Raw genomic sequence first — 15,349 nt, forward strand, 5'->3', positions numbered from 1 at the left:
TTTTGTTTTTATTGGGTCTAAAGTCATCAGTTTGGTTTAAAAACAGACTGACTGACTAAGTTTAACTCATGATATATAAAGGCAATTTTTAGCGCTTTCTCTACAAATGCTTCGACAACACATCCCAGTGAGCATAATAGAAAAGCAGTGCTGCCAGAGTGATTAACGTCATCAAAGTGATAGCAGCGCGCCAGATGAATCGGCTACTTCTTGGAGTAAGCTCCTTTTCACATTCATCACAAGTCGCCAGAAATTCCTTACGGCTATCTAACTTGTAGTCTTCTTCATGAACGATTTTATTACGGATCGTCGCGATATATCTCAGCTTACCGATCACGTCGTGGGGAAGTCTCTCTTCACAACTAGTGATGAGTTGATGCAGTCCCTTACCGTCAGCATGATATTGCGTCCGAAGAAGCTTCTCGATCTTACGTGTTCGAGTGACCACTTTTTCAATATCAGACATATATTCCCTCCATCGCTACTAAGTTTAGGGGGTAATTGTTACTTGTTCTATCTACTGTCCCATTTTTTCTATAAGTTGCAAGTGAATTTATGTAAATGAATCAATAGCTAAATACAGGATCACATCATGGGACAAATCTAGTATCGGATGTGATATGACTCGAAAAAACCATTCGCTCAAGCCCTTTTGTTTTTACAGCAAGAGCCGTGCCCAGAATCTCTAGCCAAATAACGCTAAAATGACGCTGTTTGGAAAAAAGGACCAAGTATTATGCCTTTAACACTCTTCGTTGCTATCGCTCTGTTTGCTCTTGTCAGTGGCTGGGCTTTTGTTCATTTCTATCGTAAGCACATTCAGGGTGAAAATGCCCCGGAACAAAGCGTCGAAGTGACAGTACTTGATAAGCAAGCGATCGCTATTGAAGACGCGCAACCGGGCCAGGATGACCAAGAATATTGGATCTACGTACAAAAAGGCAGAATCGGTCCCAAGCGAGAATTTCAGGTCGGTATCCACTACTTCCACGCCCTAAATCCAGGCGATCAAGGCACGCTAACTTACCAAGGCGGCAAATTCCTTCATTTTGCAATCAAACGCTAAGGCAGCAGCCAACGCGTATAAGTCGATTTAGCCAACAACCAGCTTAAAGCGAGAGCTCCCGCCCCACTCATTACCACCCATAAAGGAATGACCCAAAGCGGGTGGCCCTGATACCAGGCAAACTCTTTCATCGGCCACAGAAAAATCGGGTGGAGAATATATATGCCAAGGCTGTGGCTACTGATAAAGCCTATCACTTTGTTCGCTTGTGCAGATAACCCCTCACCAAAGTAACGACACAACATAAACACCATGCTGGCGGCCATTACCACATTAAGCGTTTTGTAAGAGAGCCAGCGTCCTACCGTGTATTGCTCTGCCGCAATACTGTTAGTGATCACCATAAAGCCTGTGGTAAACAGAGCTGCGGCACCTAACAAGGTAAAAATCATCACATACGCTTTACTCAATGGCACTCGCTGGTAAAGCAGGTAGCCTAACGGTAGATATCCACTATAGAGCCACAGCTCATTACTCCAAAAACCATCAATTCCAGATAAATAGAGCAGAGTGGTTGTTAGCCAAATAGCAACAAATGCATACAGTGAGCTTTCACCGTAATGTCTAATCACGAATTGAAAAAACGGAATAACGAAATAGAGCGGAATGAAATAGTAGAAGAACCCAAGGTGATAATAGGTTGCGTGAGATAAACTGTTGTCCAGCAAACTCTGAGTCTGCTGCCCGTTAAACCCATCAAGACTCCATCCGCCCAAAAATGCATAGAATAGAGACCAGACAATAAAGGGCAATAGCACTTTTCCTAACCGCCGACGGACATAATATTTAAGATCAAACGGGCGGGTATCGCTCAACATCAAGGCGCCCGTTATAAGGATAAATACTGGCACAGCCCAGCGCGTGACACTATTAACACTCACCGCTGTCGCCCACTGGTCAAATGGGATTTGTCCCAACTCATGTCGGTAAGGAGCAAGCACATGGATTGCGATCACCGCCACCGCAGCGACACATCGCAGCAAATCAAAAAACTGGACTCTTTCTCTCATTCCGCTACCTCAGCAATCTAACTTCCTGAATATAGCAATAAAAAAGCTGACCAAAGTACAACCTTGGTCAGCTTTTAGTCATGAAAGCGTCTCGTAATGACTAAGCAGTCGCGATTTGTTTAAGCTTAGGTAACTTCAAAGATATCAATGTCGTCAGTGCTAAGAACGCAAATGACACCCATAAACACGCCGCAAGACCAGCCATCTGAAACACCCAACCGGATAGTATCGTGCCAACCAAGCGTCCCATGGCATTAGCCATATAGTAAAAGCCGACATCGAGTGACACACCGTCGCCTTTGGCATAGCTAACAATCAGGTAAGAGTGCAATGACGAGTTAACCGCAAAAATAGCGCCAAATACCATCAGGCCACCGACAATAACTAATTCCGGTTGCCAGCCAACTTGTACTGCATAAGCGATCAAACCCGTCACAACCGCCAGTCCAGCAGCCCAAAGCATCGCAGCATGACCATCAGGTACTTTACCTTCTGCCTTGCCGGTAATCTTAGGCGCAAGTCCTTGTACTACACCGTAAGCGATGGTCCACAAAGCTAAGAAGCCACCTACCCACAAGTGATCCCAACCAAATACACTGCCCAGATAAATAGGTAGCGCAATCACGAACCAAACATCTCGTGCACCGAAGAGGAACATACGTGCTGCAGACAAAATATTGATCGATTCTGACTTAGAGAAAATCTGCTTAAACTTAGGCTTAGTTTTCGCTTTTCCTAAATCACTCTCAAGACCAATCAGACTTCCGATAAAGACCAAGGTCAGCACACCAGCCATGATGAGAACTGCATATTTGAAACCGACTAACGATAGCAGTAACCCCCCGATAAAGAAGCCCGCCCCTTTGAGTGCATTCTTAGAGCCGGTAAGAATAGCAATCCACTTATAAAGCGAGCCTTGCTGCTCATCCGGAACCAGAGTCTTAATCGAGCTTTTAGCACTCATCTTGTTAAGATCTTTAGCAATTCCCGACAGCGCTTGAGCGAGCATCACCCAAGGTATCGTCAACCAACTGGTAGGCACAGCAAGCATGGCCAAAGCGAAGATCTGCATTCCAAGGCCAATATTCATGGTTTTGTTCAAACCAAGACGTGCTCCAAGCCAGCCACCGATGAGATTGGTAACTACGCCAAAAAACTCATAGAACAAAAATAGCGAAGCAATTTCCAGTGTGCTGTAGCCAAGGCTATGGAAATAGAGCACCACCAGCATTCTCAGCGCGCCGTCAGTAATGGTGAAGTTCCAGTAATTGAACGTTACCAACATATATTGGCGAACACTTTTGCTCAGGTTTGCAAACATAAACAACCTAACCTTTTTACTCGCAACCTAAGCTCCGTAAAGAGCACAGCTGCAAAAAGTAGAGTAATGAGAGCTTTTGGACAGCCATGATCCAAAAGCTCTTTGAGCGACTATTTCTCAGCAACGGCCTTGATGTAGTCAACTTGAACTTGCTTCGTGAATGCCCCCGGACGAAGAGCCTGAACTCGGCTAATAATCTCGTCCAGCGACCAGCCTTTCTCTAGTAGAAGGTGAGCTGCAAACAGGCCTGTTCGACCAGAACCTCCCATGCAATGCATTGCCACTTTGCCACCATTATCAACTATCTGATGCAGCGTCGGGCTTGCTTGCTGCCACTTAGCAGCAAAAGCGTCACCAGGAGCACAGTCATCTTCGATCTCGATCTGGAACCACTGCATGCCCAACTGCTGAGTTTTCTCACCAAGTGCTGCAACGTCTTTACTTGCCAGTTCAGCGCTATCTAATGCTGTTACGATCGCCTCAACACCTTGCTCTTTAAGCTGAGCAAGTGATGTGTCTAGATCGATCCCCTTTGTTCCCGGACATGGTGTTAGAACCAAAGCGCCGCAATCTAAATCAAGTTGCCAAGTAGGATGTGTCATTGTCGCTCTCCTTATGCCAGACCAACTTTACGAACCAGCTCAGCAGTTCGTGTTGCGTAGCCCATTTCATTGTCGTACCAAGCATAGATTTTTACCATGCGAGTACCAACAACCATAGTTGATTGAGCATCAACAATAGTCGAACGCTGATCACCTTTATAATCGATAGACACCAGAGGTCGCTCTTCAAAACCGAGAATGCCTTGTAGTTCACCTTGAGAGGCTTCTTTAAGTAACGCATTCACTTCTTCCGCCGTAGTGTCACGCTTAACATCAAAAATAATATCGGTTAGAGATGCGTTAGCTAATGGCACACGAACCGCGTGACCATTAATTTTGCCTTTCAGTTCAGGGAAGATCTCTACAATCGCCGTCGCACTTCCCGTAGTCGTAGGGATCAGGCTCATGCCGCACGCGCGAGCACGACGTAGATCTTTATGGGGTGCATCAAGAATCGTTTGAGTGTTGGTTAAGTCATGAATAGTGGTGAAAGAAGATTGTTCGATACCCAGCTTTTCATGAATAACTTTAACTACAGGCGCGATGCAGTTGGTAGTACAAGACGCAGCAGTCACTATCTTGTGCACAGCAGGATCGAAGATTTCATCGTTAACGCCAACGACGATGTTAGCAACACCTGGCTCTTTTACCGGAGCAGAAACAACGACACGTTTCACACCTTGCTCCAGATACTTGTTTAGAAAAGATGTTTTGCGATGGACGCCCGTCGCTTCAATAACCACATCACATTCAGACCAATCAATCGCATCAATTTCTTTCTCTTGAGTGGTGCGAATGGATTTACCGTTAATCAGCATTGCGTTGCCATCTACAGCAACTTCATGGTGCCAGCGACCTTGTACTGAATCGAACTCAAGAAGGTGAGCCAGAGTTGCAGCATCCCCAGCGACATCATTAATCACAACAAACTCCAGCTCAGGCCAGTCAAATGCCGCGCGAAGGGCTAAACGTCCAATACGGCCGAAACCGTTAATACCTACTTTAATTGTCATAACTCTATCTCTTTATTTTCAAACTATGGGCAGCAGACAGGGCGAGACTGAATAGCATGAAGTCTCTCAATATCTTGCTGGTATTCGGTTTTCAGGCAGTTGGAAGCCACCAAATCATCGATCAATTTGTTCATCCATCCCGGTAAGTCTTTGGCTAAACGATAAAACACCCACTGCCCCTGTCGCACATCGACTAAGATTCCATTTGAACGCAACTGAGCAAGGTGACGTGAAATCTTTGGCTGGCTCTCTTGCAGAGCCTCGGTCAGTTCACCGACACATAAGCACTCTTCGCGCATAATCAGCATCAGGCATCGAACGCGAGTTTCATCAGAAAGCAATTTGAAAAACTGGTGAGGCAACATAAAACATACTCATATATGGATATACGTATATGTTTATTTATTTGACGGAGTAGATCAAGAGTGAAATGACGATTGTCATAAAAGTTTCATTAATGGATGGGGGGCTTAAAAGACCTTAATCAGATCCTGACTCCAGCGTTGTGCCTGATTAATTCGCGGCATGACTTCATTAATTGATAGATTAAGTTGTTGGCAGGCCGACTCCATGCCGTTCCAGTCTGCACTCTCGTAGCACTCTTCCAGGCGCAATAAGGTCCCGTAGGGGCCTTCCCTTTCCAGCAGAGCAAGTTTGATGGCTTTACATAACGGCAGTTGGTCCACTAACTCCTGTAAAGGCATATCTAGCAAGGCATCAAGCATAGAAAACAGCCCGATAATAAACGCCTGATCACGGAGTTGATCAAAGGGATTGTCGTCGGACATCAAAAGAAAAAATTGCGCGCGCTGGAGGCATAGTGCGTAAATCTCTTTTGGCTTGTTAGCCGAAACAAATGAAGCCACCGCTAGTGAAACAAATATCTTTAGTTTGTCCTGGCCAAGGTAGACCAACGCCTGACGAAATGAGGAGATAGGCACTTCAATCCGGTTAGACATGGTGTTGACGAAACGCAGCAATTTATACGACAACGCAACATCTCGCGCGACAATGTTTTCAATCTGCTCAAAGTCCACCTCTGGCTGACATACCGCGCGAAATAACTCCATCGCAATCATCTGATCAGGGCTAACGTAACGTTGGCGAACTATCTGAGGTTTACTGAAAAAGTAGCCCTGAAAAAAGCTAAAACCAGCAGAACGTGTCGCAATAAACTCAGCTTCAGTCTCAACACGTTCTGCGAGAAATTTTCGTTTTACTCCCATCGCAAGGCGTTCTTTAATCAACGCACAAGATTCTTCCAGTCCGGTCGCCATGATGTCGATTTTTACGATCTGAACAAAAGGGAGAAACCGCTCCCATTCAGGCTTGTAGACAAAATCATCCAGTGCAATCAGATAGCCATTAGCATGGATTTCCTGCACAGCAGCGTAGAGCTCATCATTGGGAGTGCATGTTTCAAGGATCTCGACCACTATTTGCTCTTTGGGTAGAGATAGCGGTAACAAACGCACCAGACTTTCGTGAGGGAAGTTAATAAAACAGCGGGATGTAACAAGACCTGGATTGGTTCCAATCGACAGGAAATTCTCGACGATCAGTCGATAAGTCGCTCGGTTAGACTCAATATGACTTGGGTATGCGTTATTTTCGCCGTCACGGAAAAGCAACTCATACCCTAAGGTTTGTCGCTTAGCATTTAGGATAGGTTGGCGTGCTACAAAGGTATCACGCATCCGTCTATGCATATCTAACTAACAACTCCGTTATGCTTTGGCCGCGGCAAGCAGTGCACCACAACCCATAAACATGGAGCCGAACACTTTGTTTATCTTAGACATAATGCGGTCTGAGCGAATAAAGCGTCCCATTTGAGAGGCTAAGCTGGTGTAGCCTAGCATTACAATCGAATCAATCACTACCGTTGTAATACCAAGTACCGCCAGTTGCGTCAGTTGATCTTGCGCTGGGTCGATAAACTGAGGAAACAGAGCCACTAGAAAAACGATGGACTTAGGGTTGGTCAGGTTAATCAGTACCGCTTTACGCATTAAGCTAGTACGTGAAAGCTGATGAGTGCTTTGACTGGCACTAAGGCTAGAGCGATCACGCCACTTTTGAATACCAAGCCAGATCAGGTAAACCGCACCGACCCATTTAATCACACTGAAAGCGAGCGCAGACTGAGCAACCAGCGCGCCAATACCTGCGCCGACAAGAATAATATGAATAGCCAGGCCGATTTGCAGGCCTGCGATAGCTGATAAAGAGTGGCGAGTACCGTAGCTCAGTCCATTACTAATGGAGTTCACAGTACCAGAGCCTGGAGCAAGGCTAAAAACAATTGCCGTTACCACATAAGCAAGCCAAACATGCATATCCATATTATTTCCTCTCGACTAAACCCAGCTAGCCACACATAATCTAACTTTGTCGCAAAAAATCAATCGTAATCAGGTTACTAGCTTACATGAATGATTCAAGCTCCAACATAACCCCTTCTTATACTCAAGAGTCGAATTTTGAGCAAGCAATCAATAGCAATATTGCCAACTTTTGGCAAACTAGGGAGCAGGGCTACCTAAAATCGTTCGATAAAACCTCTTTATACTGGATAAAGTTCTGTTCACCAGAACACACCAAAGCAATAGTGATTGTGAATGGTCGAATCGAATGTACTGCAAAATACCAGGAGTTATTCTACGACTTATTCCAGCAAGGCTACGATATTTACTCCTACGACCATCGCGGCCAAGGGTTATCTGATCGCCTGATTGATGATACTGAAATGGGCTATGTCGGGGAATTTGAAGATTACGTTCAGGATCTGGAGAAGTTAATAAGCCACTTTGAGCTAAATAACTACGACAAGCGCTACTTACTCGGCCACTCTATGGGCGGTAATATTGTCACTCGTTACCTGCAAACCCGAACCTCAATATTTGATGCCGCCTCTTTAAGCGCACCTATGTATGGTGTCAACCTACCCTGGCACCTTAAGCCAATTGCGACTCTGCTCGGTCAGTTGCTGACAGCAGTTTATCCCAAACCAACGTTCGCCCCGGGACAAGTCGCGTATTATCCGAAACCTTTTGCCGACAACCTGCTTAGCCAAAGTGATATCCGTTACCACTGGTTCCGGGATCTTTATGAGCAGCACTCAGAACTGAAGATTGGTGGGGCCAGCACACGTTGGGTATGGCAAGGACTGGTCGCCTGTAAACAGTGTTATCTGATGACACGCCACCTCAATACCCCTTTGCTCGTTATGCAGGCAGGAGAAGATAAAATCGTCTCTAATCAAGCCCAGCAGCAGTTTATGCGTAAGTTGGCGAAGACACATAGCGACTGCGCATTTGAGATCATTGAGGGAGCCAAACACGAACTCTTATTCGAGAAAGATCAATATCGCAATCAGGCTCTCGACCTAACGCTAGCTTTCTTTGAAAACCACTAAAATAGGAAATCATTGAGGGTAATCTTTACCCTCTTTTTCCCCTTTCTATTGGAGTAAAATATCCGCTCTAGCTAACAGCGAATCCACGCTGCACAACGAGGGTGATATGACCAACGCACGCCAAGATACTCCTTTTCACATTGTAGCCTCAGATCTCGATGGTACTTTACTTGCACCTAACCACCAGCTAAGCGACTTCTCTAAGCAGACGCTGAAAGCCCTGCATGAAAAAGGCTTCACGTTTATCTTTGCAACAGGTCGCCACCACGTCGATGTTGCAGGTATCCGCGAAATCGCTGGTATTCCGGCTTATATGATCACATCTAACGGTGCTCGCGTTCATGATCAAAACGACGAGCTTATGTACAGTAAGAACGTACCTGAAGAGTTAGTTCAGGCTGTGATCGATGAGATCAGACAGGATCAAGATATTTTTATCCACATGTACCAGAATGAAGATTGGCTGCTGGACAGAGATGACGAGATGCTGGCTAAATTCCATAGTGAATCAGGCTTTAGCTACAAACGCTTCGAAGCACATGCTGCACCTTGTGATGGCATCGCAAAAATCTTCTTTACCCACCCTAGTCAGGATCATGACCACCTGGTTACTTTCGAGCATAAGCTGCGTGACAAGTTTGGTGATAAACTCAACATTGCTTTCTCGACGCCATGGTGTCTGGAAGTCATGGCGGCTGAAGTCTCTAAAGGTCATGCACTGGAAGCCGTTGCTAAGTCACTGAACCTGACTCTGGAAAACTGTATCGCTTTTGGTGATGGCATGAACGATGCTGAGATGCTGGAGATGGCGGGTAAAGGTCTGGTCATGGAGACAGCACACCATAAGGTGAAAGAAGCGCTGCCTAACAATGAAGTCATTGGTAGTAACGCTGATGATGCAGTTGCTCACTATCTGCAAGATCACCTGTTCTAACTTCAGATAAGGATATCAGGCTGCTTAGTGCAGCCTGATTTATATCTAGCGCTGACTTGGCAGTTTCTCTTTATCGAGAATCGCATCCCACTCCGACTCAGACACAGGCATAATCGATAAACGATTTCCCCGTTTTACCAATGGCATATTCTCCAACTCTGGCATCGCCTTCATGACTGATAGCGGAATCAAACGCTCGGTTTTACGCACAAACTCAATATCAACCATTATCCAACGCGGATTGTCTGGCGTCGATTTGGGATCATAGTAGTCACTTTCAGGATCGAACGCGAAGTGGTCTGGATAAGCTTCTTTAACGACTTTCGCAATACCTGCTACGCCAACTTTCTTGCACGATGAGTGGTAAATCAGTACCAAGTCTCCCTCTTTGACCTGATCTCGCATCATGTTTCGCGCTTGATAATTTCTCACCCCTTCCCAGCAAGAACGGTTTTGTGTTCGAAGAGTGTCAATAGAAAAGGTGTCTGGTTCTGTTTTGAATAACCAATATGCCATAATAGACTCCGCCAATTTCTGAATAGGGAAGATATAGCATGAAGGCGCTTCGAAACCCAGCGGCTGTAATGATTTTACTTGCGTTGTCAGCTTGTTCTACATTTGATTCGCAACCAAACAGTTCGAATCAATCAACGCCCAAAGCCAGCTTAGATAATCCAGTCAGCATTCAACCACAAACGTTTGTCATGCGTGGTGAAGTGGTACTTGGCCATGAGGTACGTTCGATTACACCATGTGGAAGTCAGCAGCAATATTGGCTCGACCTGCCAAGTGACCAATTTCAGCAAGCACTAAAGCTGGTACGCAGCCCTTATGCTCCTCTGTATGGTGAAGTGGTGGGTCATCTAGCAACAGGCCAGGCAGACGGTTTTGTCGCAGACTACAATGCCCGCTTTATCGTTGACTCAATTAATATTCTTAGCGCTGAAAATCCAAAACGCTGTGATCAACCAGTAAAGCCGACACGTGCATTTGGCAATGAACCGTTTTGGTCAGTTAGCTTTGCCGACAAACAGCTCACCCTGCAAAAGCCTGGCGAAGCGAAACAACAGTTAACACTCAACTCAAGCCGTATTGAATCAGACCGTCGTCGCTATCAATTTGATGAAGGTTGGTTAGAGCTCAATAAGCGTAGCTGTGTCGATGGGATGAGTGATTCCCTGTATGGCTGGAGCTCAACATTAAACCTCGACGGTACGACATATCAAGGCTGTGCCACCTTGTCTAACAAGGATGCCACCAGCAATTGGAGTGGTTTCTACCAAGCGACTTCAACTCAGGCAAGCAACTTTAGTGTCAGCTTGAAGGTCTCGCCAGATCACAGTGCGATAACCACCTACAGCTACGATAATGGTGAATCGGATTCCGTTGAACGTGGTTACTGGCAACAACTTAACCAAGAGCAAATTCAGGTTGTTATGACCCACCATCAACAGCAACCGCTGTTATCTGAACGAATTTTTACTCGTGACGGCAATAAGCTAACCGCAGAGCAGGAAAAAGTGGGCAACATGGTTTATCCGATTGCAGATGGCGGATTAACCTTATTCAAATCGGAACAGACAGGTCAATCCGAGCCAGCAGAATTCAACCCACTCGCGATTCCTGCAAGTGCTGAATTCAACCCTAAGGTAGACAAAACCCTGCGCGACTACTTCCGTGCTAATAATACCGATCCAACTGGTACACGTTATCGCTGGCTTAGCTATGATCTCAACGGTGATGGTGATAAGGAGCTTCTGGTACAACTGGATTGGTGCGGCTCAGGTGGCTGCACTCTCTTGATCTTTGATAACCAACAACAGACATGGCAGTTCAATAGTCGTATTACCCTGGTCAGAACGCCGATCAACGTTGGAACCAACAAACACAATGACTGGCAGGACTTAATTCTGTTTGTCAGTGGCGGCGGTGCGGTACCGAATCAACATAACCTGAAATATGACGGCAGCAAGTACCCACTCAACCCTAGCATGGCACCGGTTGCTAACTATGATGAGATCAGCCAAATTCAGCTCTTTTCTGATGGTTTAACTCCCCATCAACAAGGGATTGCCCTGTGAGTTCAGAAAACGTAAATGAGGGCACTCGTTGCCCTCAATGTCAATTGAGTTACCAGTGTGTGTGTGAATTGCTACCTCATATTGAAGCACCGATACACATTGCCCTGCTAATGCATGAGAACGAGCTGGAGCGTGAAACCAATACAGGTCAGTGGTTACTTAAAAGCCTCAACAGTAGCAGCTGCCATATCTGGAAGCGCACTGAACCATGCCACGAACTACTCGCGATGATAGAGAGTAAAGCGTTTGCACCCTATTTACTCTTTCCGAGCGATGAGAGTGTCTCTATCTCGACAGTTAAGCAGCCAGCGCTAAACGCAGATAAAACGCCGCTATTCATTATTTTGGATGGCACGTGGCAAGAAGCTAAAAAGATGTTGCGTAAGAGTCCTTGGTTGCAAGCTCTGCCACAGGTCCACCTAACTCCGGGCCGGGTATCTACTTATCAGCTAAGACGCAATCAACAGCAAGGGCACCTGTGCACACTAGAAGTCTGCTGTGAGTTACTCACTTCGATGGGTAAAGAGAGCGCCGCTGAGCAACTTCTACACTTCTTTGACCATTATATGCTGGCATTTAAAGCCGACAAAAGTGGTCACGCATTTGAGCCTAAAACAGGCGTTTAGGCTCTGCTAAATAGAAGCCTTGCAGATAGTCTACTCCGAGGCTTTCTGCAATGTTGCACACCTCTACATTGTGGACAAACTCAGCCACTGTTTTAGCGTTGAGAACCTGACACAGCTTGACCAGCTGAGCGGTAATTTGGCGTTGTTTCTCATCTTTATCGATCGTTTTGATCAGGCTGCCATCAAGCTTAATGATGTCTGGCTCAAGGCGAATGATTTCGTCCAGATTAGAGTAACCCGAACCAAAGTCATCGACCATTAATCGCACACCTAACTTCTTAAAGTGACTGCAGATTTCTGCCATACGGCCAAAGTCTTTAATCTGCTCGGACTCGAGCACTTCAATCCCCAACCGATAGGGGTCATTCATCTCAGCGACCGACTGCTCTAGCAGGTATAACGTTTTATCACTGAGCATGTCCTGTGGTGACAGATTAATTGAGAAAGAGTCGTCACGGTTTGCCATGAACTCAACCGTCGAAGTCAGCATATGACGACTCAGACGAGTGTATAGATGAGTCCCTTCAATTATCGGTAAGAAGCGTCCCGGAGCGATGATGTTACCTCCATCTTCAATTCTGACCAGACACTCTTGCGATACTTGCTTTCTCGAGTGAGCAGCAAAGATCGGTTGACTATAAGTAAGAATACGCTTGTTAAGAATTGCGCGACTAACAACGCCCATCAGATCAAGTCTATCCTGGTGTTCAGCGGCAGATAGAGAACAGGCTTTGGCGTTAAACATATGCGTGTTGCGTGCTTTCCCCATACGTCGAGCGTCAATCGATTTCAGCAACAACTCTTCACCCTGAACTTCAGGGAAATCCGCTCTGCTAGCAATGCCGGCGGTAATAGAAACGGACAGATAATCAATCTCAGGTAAGCCATAAGGCTCAAAATTAATGTGTTCAAGCTGCTCAGCAAAGGTCGAAAATTCTTGTCGAATCTGCTCACTGGTTTCATCCGAAGCAAACACTATCGCCCACTCTGCAGGACCAATGTAGTAGAGGTGCTTAACCAAATCACTTCCGTGGCGATTCTCAATATTTGCAGTGATATGTTCCGTCAAATCACGGATCAGCTCATCGGCAACCTGATAACCATACTTCTCGTTAACCTGATGAAAGTTAGACAGCTTGAAAGTGATAATATGTTCGTTGCCCTTAAGGCGTATCAGCTTCTCTTGCAGGGCTACACGATTTTGTAGCCCGGTATGCTTGTCGACTCGATAACTCGCAATCAGGGCTTCTGTCTGCTTTGCCAGCTTCTGTTCGACACCCTGACGGATCTGATTCAGTTCATCAATAGAGTGACGAATGAGGTGGAACAAAGGAGATACCGAAAACTCGTCCTCTCCTTGTAGCGTAATTGCCCGGCGAGAGTCATCTTCGCTGAGGGCGACATAGGTCATGCTGTGATGAAGGGTCTGCTGTCGATCACTACGATAAAACTCGCCCAGACAGTAGGAGCCACAGCTGGCTTCAAACTTGTCGAATAGTTTTATTTCACTCACACCTTCGACAAACTCTAATCGAGACTCGCAGTTATATATAAAAATCGACTCAGGGTTTTTCTCAGCGAGCTGGCTGACATCATGACGAACTTGCTCCAACGTCAATGATGGGTGGTTGTAGCAAATTCGGACCTCATCACCAATCGGAATCGGTTTATCCAACTCAATACTGCCATCAGAGTAAATCTCTCGTGCGCAGCTTATCTCTCCAGAACTGCTTTTCAGCGGAAAACTAAGCATCTGCTCGAGGCCAAGCGTTCGACCTTCAGCCAGTCTGGTTTGAAATATGCGATAGGCGGGTTGATAGTCGAGTGATTTTAATCGACATCCATCCGCATCAGTCACCCTTAATGGCCCACCGACAGGCGTCCATTCAGAGAACGCCCCGCGCCACACTTTCAGACGCTTACTATGCAGCGCTACTGAAACCGAACATTTCTGGTAGGTTTGGGTACCAAACAGTACCCACTCTTCATGTTCGTCGACATTGGCGGCGACTCCCCCGCTAATCGGTACCTGAGTTAGTTCACCAAGAGCGCGATAAAGATTAAAGTCGAGACTACTAATATGCTGGGAAAAACTGATGATGAGTTGCGAATCTTGGCTAAGCGTTAACTCATCACGAATACGGTTTGCGGAACTAATCGGGTTATCACTCAGTTCAACACAAGTCGAGGTTAACCAAGTATGTTCAAAGCAAGAAACGACAACCAGGCTACCCTCATGAGCAATTTGACCATCATAAATGGTATGGCGAGTGCTATGACCTATGATGTGACTATCGACGAGCTGTGCGTCAATTTGCTGCGCATAAGCACAGACCAGAGGTTCTGGTTGCGTTGAAAGGATCTGCACAAGATGAGATAGAGAATCTCCGGCAGGAATATCCTGTAGAAACGCCATTAATTGCTGATCGTTAAAAATCAGCGCCGAATAAGTGCGCATTCAAATAGCCTAAGACGTGTATTATTTATTTACTTATGTCTATACCGTAATGCATGTGCACCTATATGAAAAGGGGAGATTTGGAGAGATGCTATTTACATCTCTCTCAATAACAACAGGTCAGATAATCGGTTTACTTCAACATCTGGTAAAACCTGAGCTTTTTCGCTTTGAAGCAGGTTGGTCGCCTGATCATTAAACCAACATGCTTTCATTCCACTTCGCTTAGCACCCAACACATCAGAGACTAAATGGTCGCCCACATGCAGAATTTGCTGGGCCGGTAGCTTGAGAAACTGCTGGGCTTTATCAAACAATTCTCGATGTGGCTTGGCATAACCATCAGGGCCCGCTTTCAACACCAATGAAAAGTAATCGGACAAACCAATCTTTTGTACATCGACATTACCATTGGTTATCGCCACTAAAGGTATTTGGTCAGCCAGCTCAGCTAACACGCGATGGGATTCTTGAGGGACAGTGAAGTTACTTCGTAGCTCTAGCACACGATCGATCGCCTCATTGGCTGCCTGCTGTGCCTGTTGTTCCTGATAGCCAAGTTGCAACAAGCCTTGCTCTATCTGTTTGTAGCGCCACAAGGTTACATCGTTAGGCAACCAACTATCCTGCTCCGCGAGAGAACGTTTTAAGTCATACCACCAGCTCAATGGTTGAGTTGCGGATACTGGATGTTGTTGATGTAACCACTCGACCATCTGACGTTCAACTTGACGAATGATAGGGCGATTATCATAAAGCGTATCATCGAGATCGAAGGTCATAGCTTTAACAGGTTGCCACTGGCGGTAAAACTGCACGG

General features: G+C 45.9%; 16 protein-coding genes. 5 read left to right on the top strand and 11 right to left on the bottom strand.

Annotated features, from left to right (window positions below; genetic code table 11):
• Positions 1 to 100: 100 nt before the first annotated feature.
• Positions 101 to 466: a hypothetical protein gene (locus tag RH46_RS20680; protein WP_006881475.1), complete on the bottom strand. Its 366-nt coding sequence runs from the start codon at positions 464 to 466 to the stop codon at positions 101 to 103.
• A 270-nt stretch (positions 467 to 736) separates the two neighbouring features.
• Between RH46_RS20680 and RH46_RS20685 the strand changes: the two genes are divergently transcribed.
• Positions 737 to 1,066 (top strand): DUF2500 domain-containing protein, encoded by a 330-nt coding sequence (locus RH46_RS20685; protein ID WP_006881476.1) that lies wholly within the window; start codon positions 737 to 739, stop codon positions 1,064 to 1,066.
• Here the strand turns inward: RH46_RS20685 and RH46_RS20690 are convergent.
• The 7 genes from RH46_RS20690 to rhtB all read right to left on the bottom strand — a co-directional run bounded on the left by RH46_RS20690 (position 1,063) and on the right by rhtB (position 7,357).
• Entirely contained in the window at positions 1,063 to 2,076 is a 1,014-nt protein-coding gene (locus tag RH46_RS20690; protein WP_006881477.1) for an acyltransferase, read from the bottom strand. The two genes, RH46_RS20685 and RH46_RS20690, sit on opposite strands and share 4 nt — an antisense overlap.
• A 100-nt stretch (positions 2,077 to 2,176) precedes the next feature.
• Positions 2,177 to 3,397 carry an organoarsenical effux MFS transporter ArsJ gene (gene arsJ / locus RH46_RS20695; protein ID WP_006881478.1) on the bottom strand — a complete coding sequence of 407 codons (1,221 nt, stop codon included), beginning with the start codon at positions 3,395 to 3,397 and terminating at the stop codon, positions 2,177 to 2,179.
• Positions 3,398 to 3,507: 110 nt separating this feature from the next.
• Entirely contained in the window at positions 3,508 to 3,999 is a 492-nt protein-coding gene (locus RH46_RS20700) for a cyclin-dependent kinase inhibitor 3 family protein (protein WP_006881479.1), read from the bottom strand.
• Positions 4,000 to 4,010: 11 nt separating this feature from the next.
• Positions 4,011 to 5,012 (bottom strand): ArsJ-associated glyceraldehyde-3-phosphate dehydrogenase, encoded by a 1,002-nt coding sequence (locus tag RH46_RS20705; RefSeq protein ID WP_006881480.1) that lies wholly within the window; start codon positions 5,010 to 5,012, stop codon positions 4,011 to 4,013.
• A 23-nt stretch (positions 5,013 to 5,035) separates the two neighbouring features.
• Positions 5,036 to 5,377: a metalloregulator ArsR/SmtB family transcription factor gene (locus RH46_RS20710; RefSeq protein WP_006881481.1), complete on the bottom strand. Its 342-nt coding sequence runs from the start codon at positions 5,375 to 5,377 to the stop codon at positions 5,036 to 5,038.
• A gap of 105 nt (positions 5,378 to 5,482) precedes the next feature.
• Positions 5,483 to 6,709 carry an EAL and HDOD domain-containing protein gene (locus tag RH46_RS20715; protein WP_006881482.1) on the bottom strand — a complete coding sequence of 409 codons (1,227 nt, stop codon included), beginning with the start codon at positions 6,707 to 6,709 and terminating at the stop codon, positions 5,483 to 5,485.
• A gap of 30 nt (positions 6,710 to 6,739) precedes the next feature.
• Entirely contained in the window at positions 6,740 to 7,357 is a 618-nt protein-coding gene (gene rhtB / locus RH46_RS20720) for a homoserine/homoserine lactone efflux protein (RefSeq protein WP_006881483.1), read from the bottom strand.
• Positions 7,358 to 7,443: 86 nt separating this feature from the next.
• Here rhtB and RH46_RS20725 point away from each other — a divergent pair, with 86 nt between their 5' ends.
• Positions 7,444 to 8,430 (top strand): alpha/beta fold hydrolase, encoded by a 987-nt coding sequence (locus RH46_RS20725; protein ID WP_006881484.1) that lies wholly within the window; start codon positions 7,444 to 7,446, stop codon positions 8,428 to 8,430.
• A 106-nt stretch (positions 8,431 to 8,536) separates the two neighbouring features.
• Positions 8,537 to 9,364 (top strand): Cof-type HAD-IIB family hydrolase, encoded by an 828-nt coding sequence (locus tag RH46_RS20730; protein ID WP_006881485.1) that lies wholly within the window; start codon positions 8,537 to 8,539, stop codon positions 9,362 to 9,364.
• A 45-nt stretch (positions 9,365 to 9,409) separates the two neighbouring features.
• Here RH46_RS20730 and RH46_RS20735 read toward each other — a convergent pair whose 3' ends face one another.
• Positions 9,410 to 9,880: an EVE domain-containing protein gene (locus RH46_RS20735; protein WP_006881486.1), complete on the bottom strand. Its 471-nt coding sequence runs from the start codon at positions 9,878 to 9,880 to the stop codon at positions 9,410 to 9,412.
• A gap of 38 nt (positions 9,881 to 9,918) precedes the next feature.
• On the opposite strand from RH46_RS20735, the gene RH46_RS20740 reads away from it, so the two are divergent.
• Both RH46_RS20740 and RH46_RS20745 read left to right on the top strand, forming a co-directional pair.
• Positions 9,919 to 11,445, top strand: a complete 1,527-nt coding sequence (locus RH46_RS20740; RefSeq protein WP_006881487.1) for a COG3650 family protein — start codon at positions 9,919 to 9,921, stop codon at positions 11,443 to 11,445.
• Positions 11,442 to 12,071: a tRNA-uridine aminocarboxypropyltransferase gene (locus RH46_RS20745; RefSeq protein WP_006881488.1), complete on the top strand. Its 630-nt coding sequence runs from the start codon at positions 11,442 to 11,444 to the stop codon at positions 12,069 to 12,071. The genes RH46_RS20740 and RH46_RS20745 overlap by 4 nt, the downstream gene beginning before the upstream one ends.
• Here the strand turns inward: RH46_RS20745 and RH46_RS20750 are convergent.
• Positions 12,055 to 14,529: a bifunctional diguanylate cyclase/phosphodiesterase gene (locus RH46_RS20750; protein ID WP_006881489.1), complete on the bottom strand. Its 2,475-nt coding sequence runs from the start codon at positions 14,527 to 14,529 to the stop codon at positions 12,055 to 12,057. The genes RH46_RS20745 and RH46_RS20750 overlap by 17 nt on opposite strands.
• Positions 14,530 to 14,624: 95 nt before the next feature.
• Complete coding sequence (yigB, locus tag RH46_RS20755) at positions 14,625 to 15,347, bottom strand: 5-amino-6-(5-phospho-D-ribitylamino)uracil phosphatase YigB (RefSeq protein ID WP_006881490.1); 723 nt, start codon at positions 15,345 to 15,347, stop codon at positions 14,625 to 14,627.
• Between the last annotated feature and the right edge of the window lie 2 nt (positions 15,348 to 15,349).

Source organism: Vibrio brasiliensis LMG 20546 (assembly GCF_000189255.1).
Taxonomy (GTDB): Bacteria; Pseudomonadota; Gammaproteobacteria; order Enterobacterales; family Vibrionaceae; genus Vibrio; species Vibrio brasiliensis.

Excerpts from the sequence above, each read along its gene's own strand:
- RH46_RS20680 (WP_006881475.1), bottom strand. The coding sequence starts at position 466 with ATGTCTGATATTGAAAAAGTGGTCACTCGAACACGTAAGATCGAGAAG.
- RH46_RS20685 (WP_006881476.1), top strand. The coding sequence starts at position 737 with ATGCCTTTAACACTCTTCGTTGCTATCGCTCTGTTTGCTCTTGTCAGT.
- RH46_RS20690 (WP_006881477.1), bottom strand. The coding sequence starts at position 2,076 with ATGAGAGAAAGAGTCCAGTTTTTTGATTTGCTGCGATGTGTCGCTGCG.
- arsJ (WP_006881478.1), bottom strand. The coding sequence starts at position 3,397 with ATGTTTGCAAACCTGAGCAAAAGTGTTCGCCAATATATGTTGGTAACG.
- RH46_RS20700 (WP_006881479.1), bottom strand. The coding sequence starts at position 3,999 with ATGACACATCCTACTTGGCAACTTGATTTAGATTGCGGCGCTTTGGTT.
- RH46_RS20705 (WP_006881480.1), bottom strand. The coding sequence starts at position 5,012 with ATGACAATTAAAGTAGGTATTAACGGTTTCGGCCGTATTGGACGTTTA.
- RH46_RS20710 (WP_006881481.1), bottom strand. The coding sequence starts at position 5,377 with ATGTTGCCTCACCAGTTTTTCAAATTGCTTTCTGATGAAACTCGCGTT.
- RH46_RS20715 (WP_006881482.1), bottom strand. The coding sequence starts at position 6,709 with ATGCGTGATACCTTTGTAGCACGCCAACCTATCCTAAATGCTAAGCGA.
- rhtB (WP_006881483.1), bottom strand. The coding sequence starts at position 7,357 with ATGGATATGCATGTTTGGCTTGCTTATGTGGTAACGGCAATTGTTTTT.
- RH46_RS20725 (WP_006881484.1), top strand. The coding sequence starts at position 7,444 with ATGAATGATTCAAGCTCCAACATAACCCCTTCTTATACTCAAGAGTCG.
- RH46_RS20730 (WP_006881485.1), top strand. The coding sequence starts at position 8,537 with ATGACCAACGCACGCCAAGATACTCCTTTTCACATTGTAGCCTCAGAT.
- RH46_RS20735 (WP_006881486.1), bottom strand. The coding sequence starts at position 9,880 with ATGGCATATTGGTTATTCAAAACAGAACCAGACACCTTTTCTATTGAC.
- RH46_RS20740 (WP_006881487.1), top strand. The coding sequence starts at position 9,919 with ATGAAGGCGCTTCGAAACCCAGCGGCTGTAATGATTTTACTTGCGTTG.
- RH46_RS20750 (WP_006881489.1), bottom strand. The coding sequence starts at position 14,529 with ATGCGCACTTATTCGGCGCTGATTTTTAACGATCAGCAATTAATGGCG.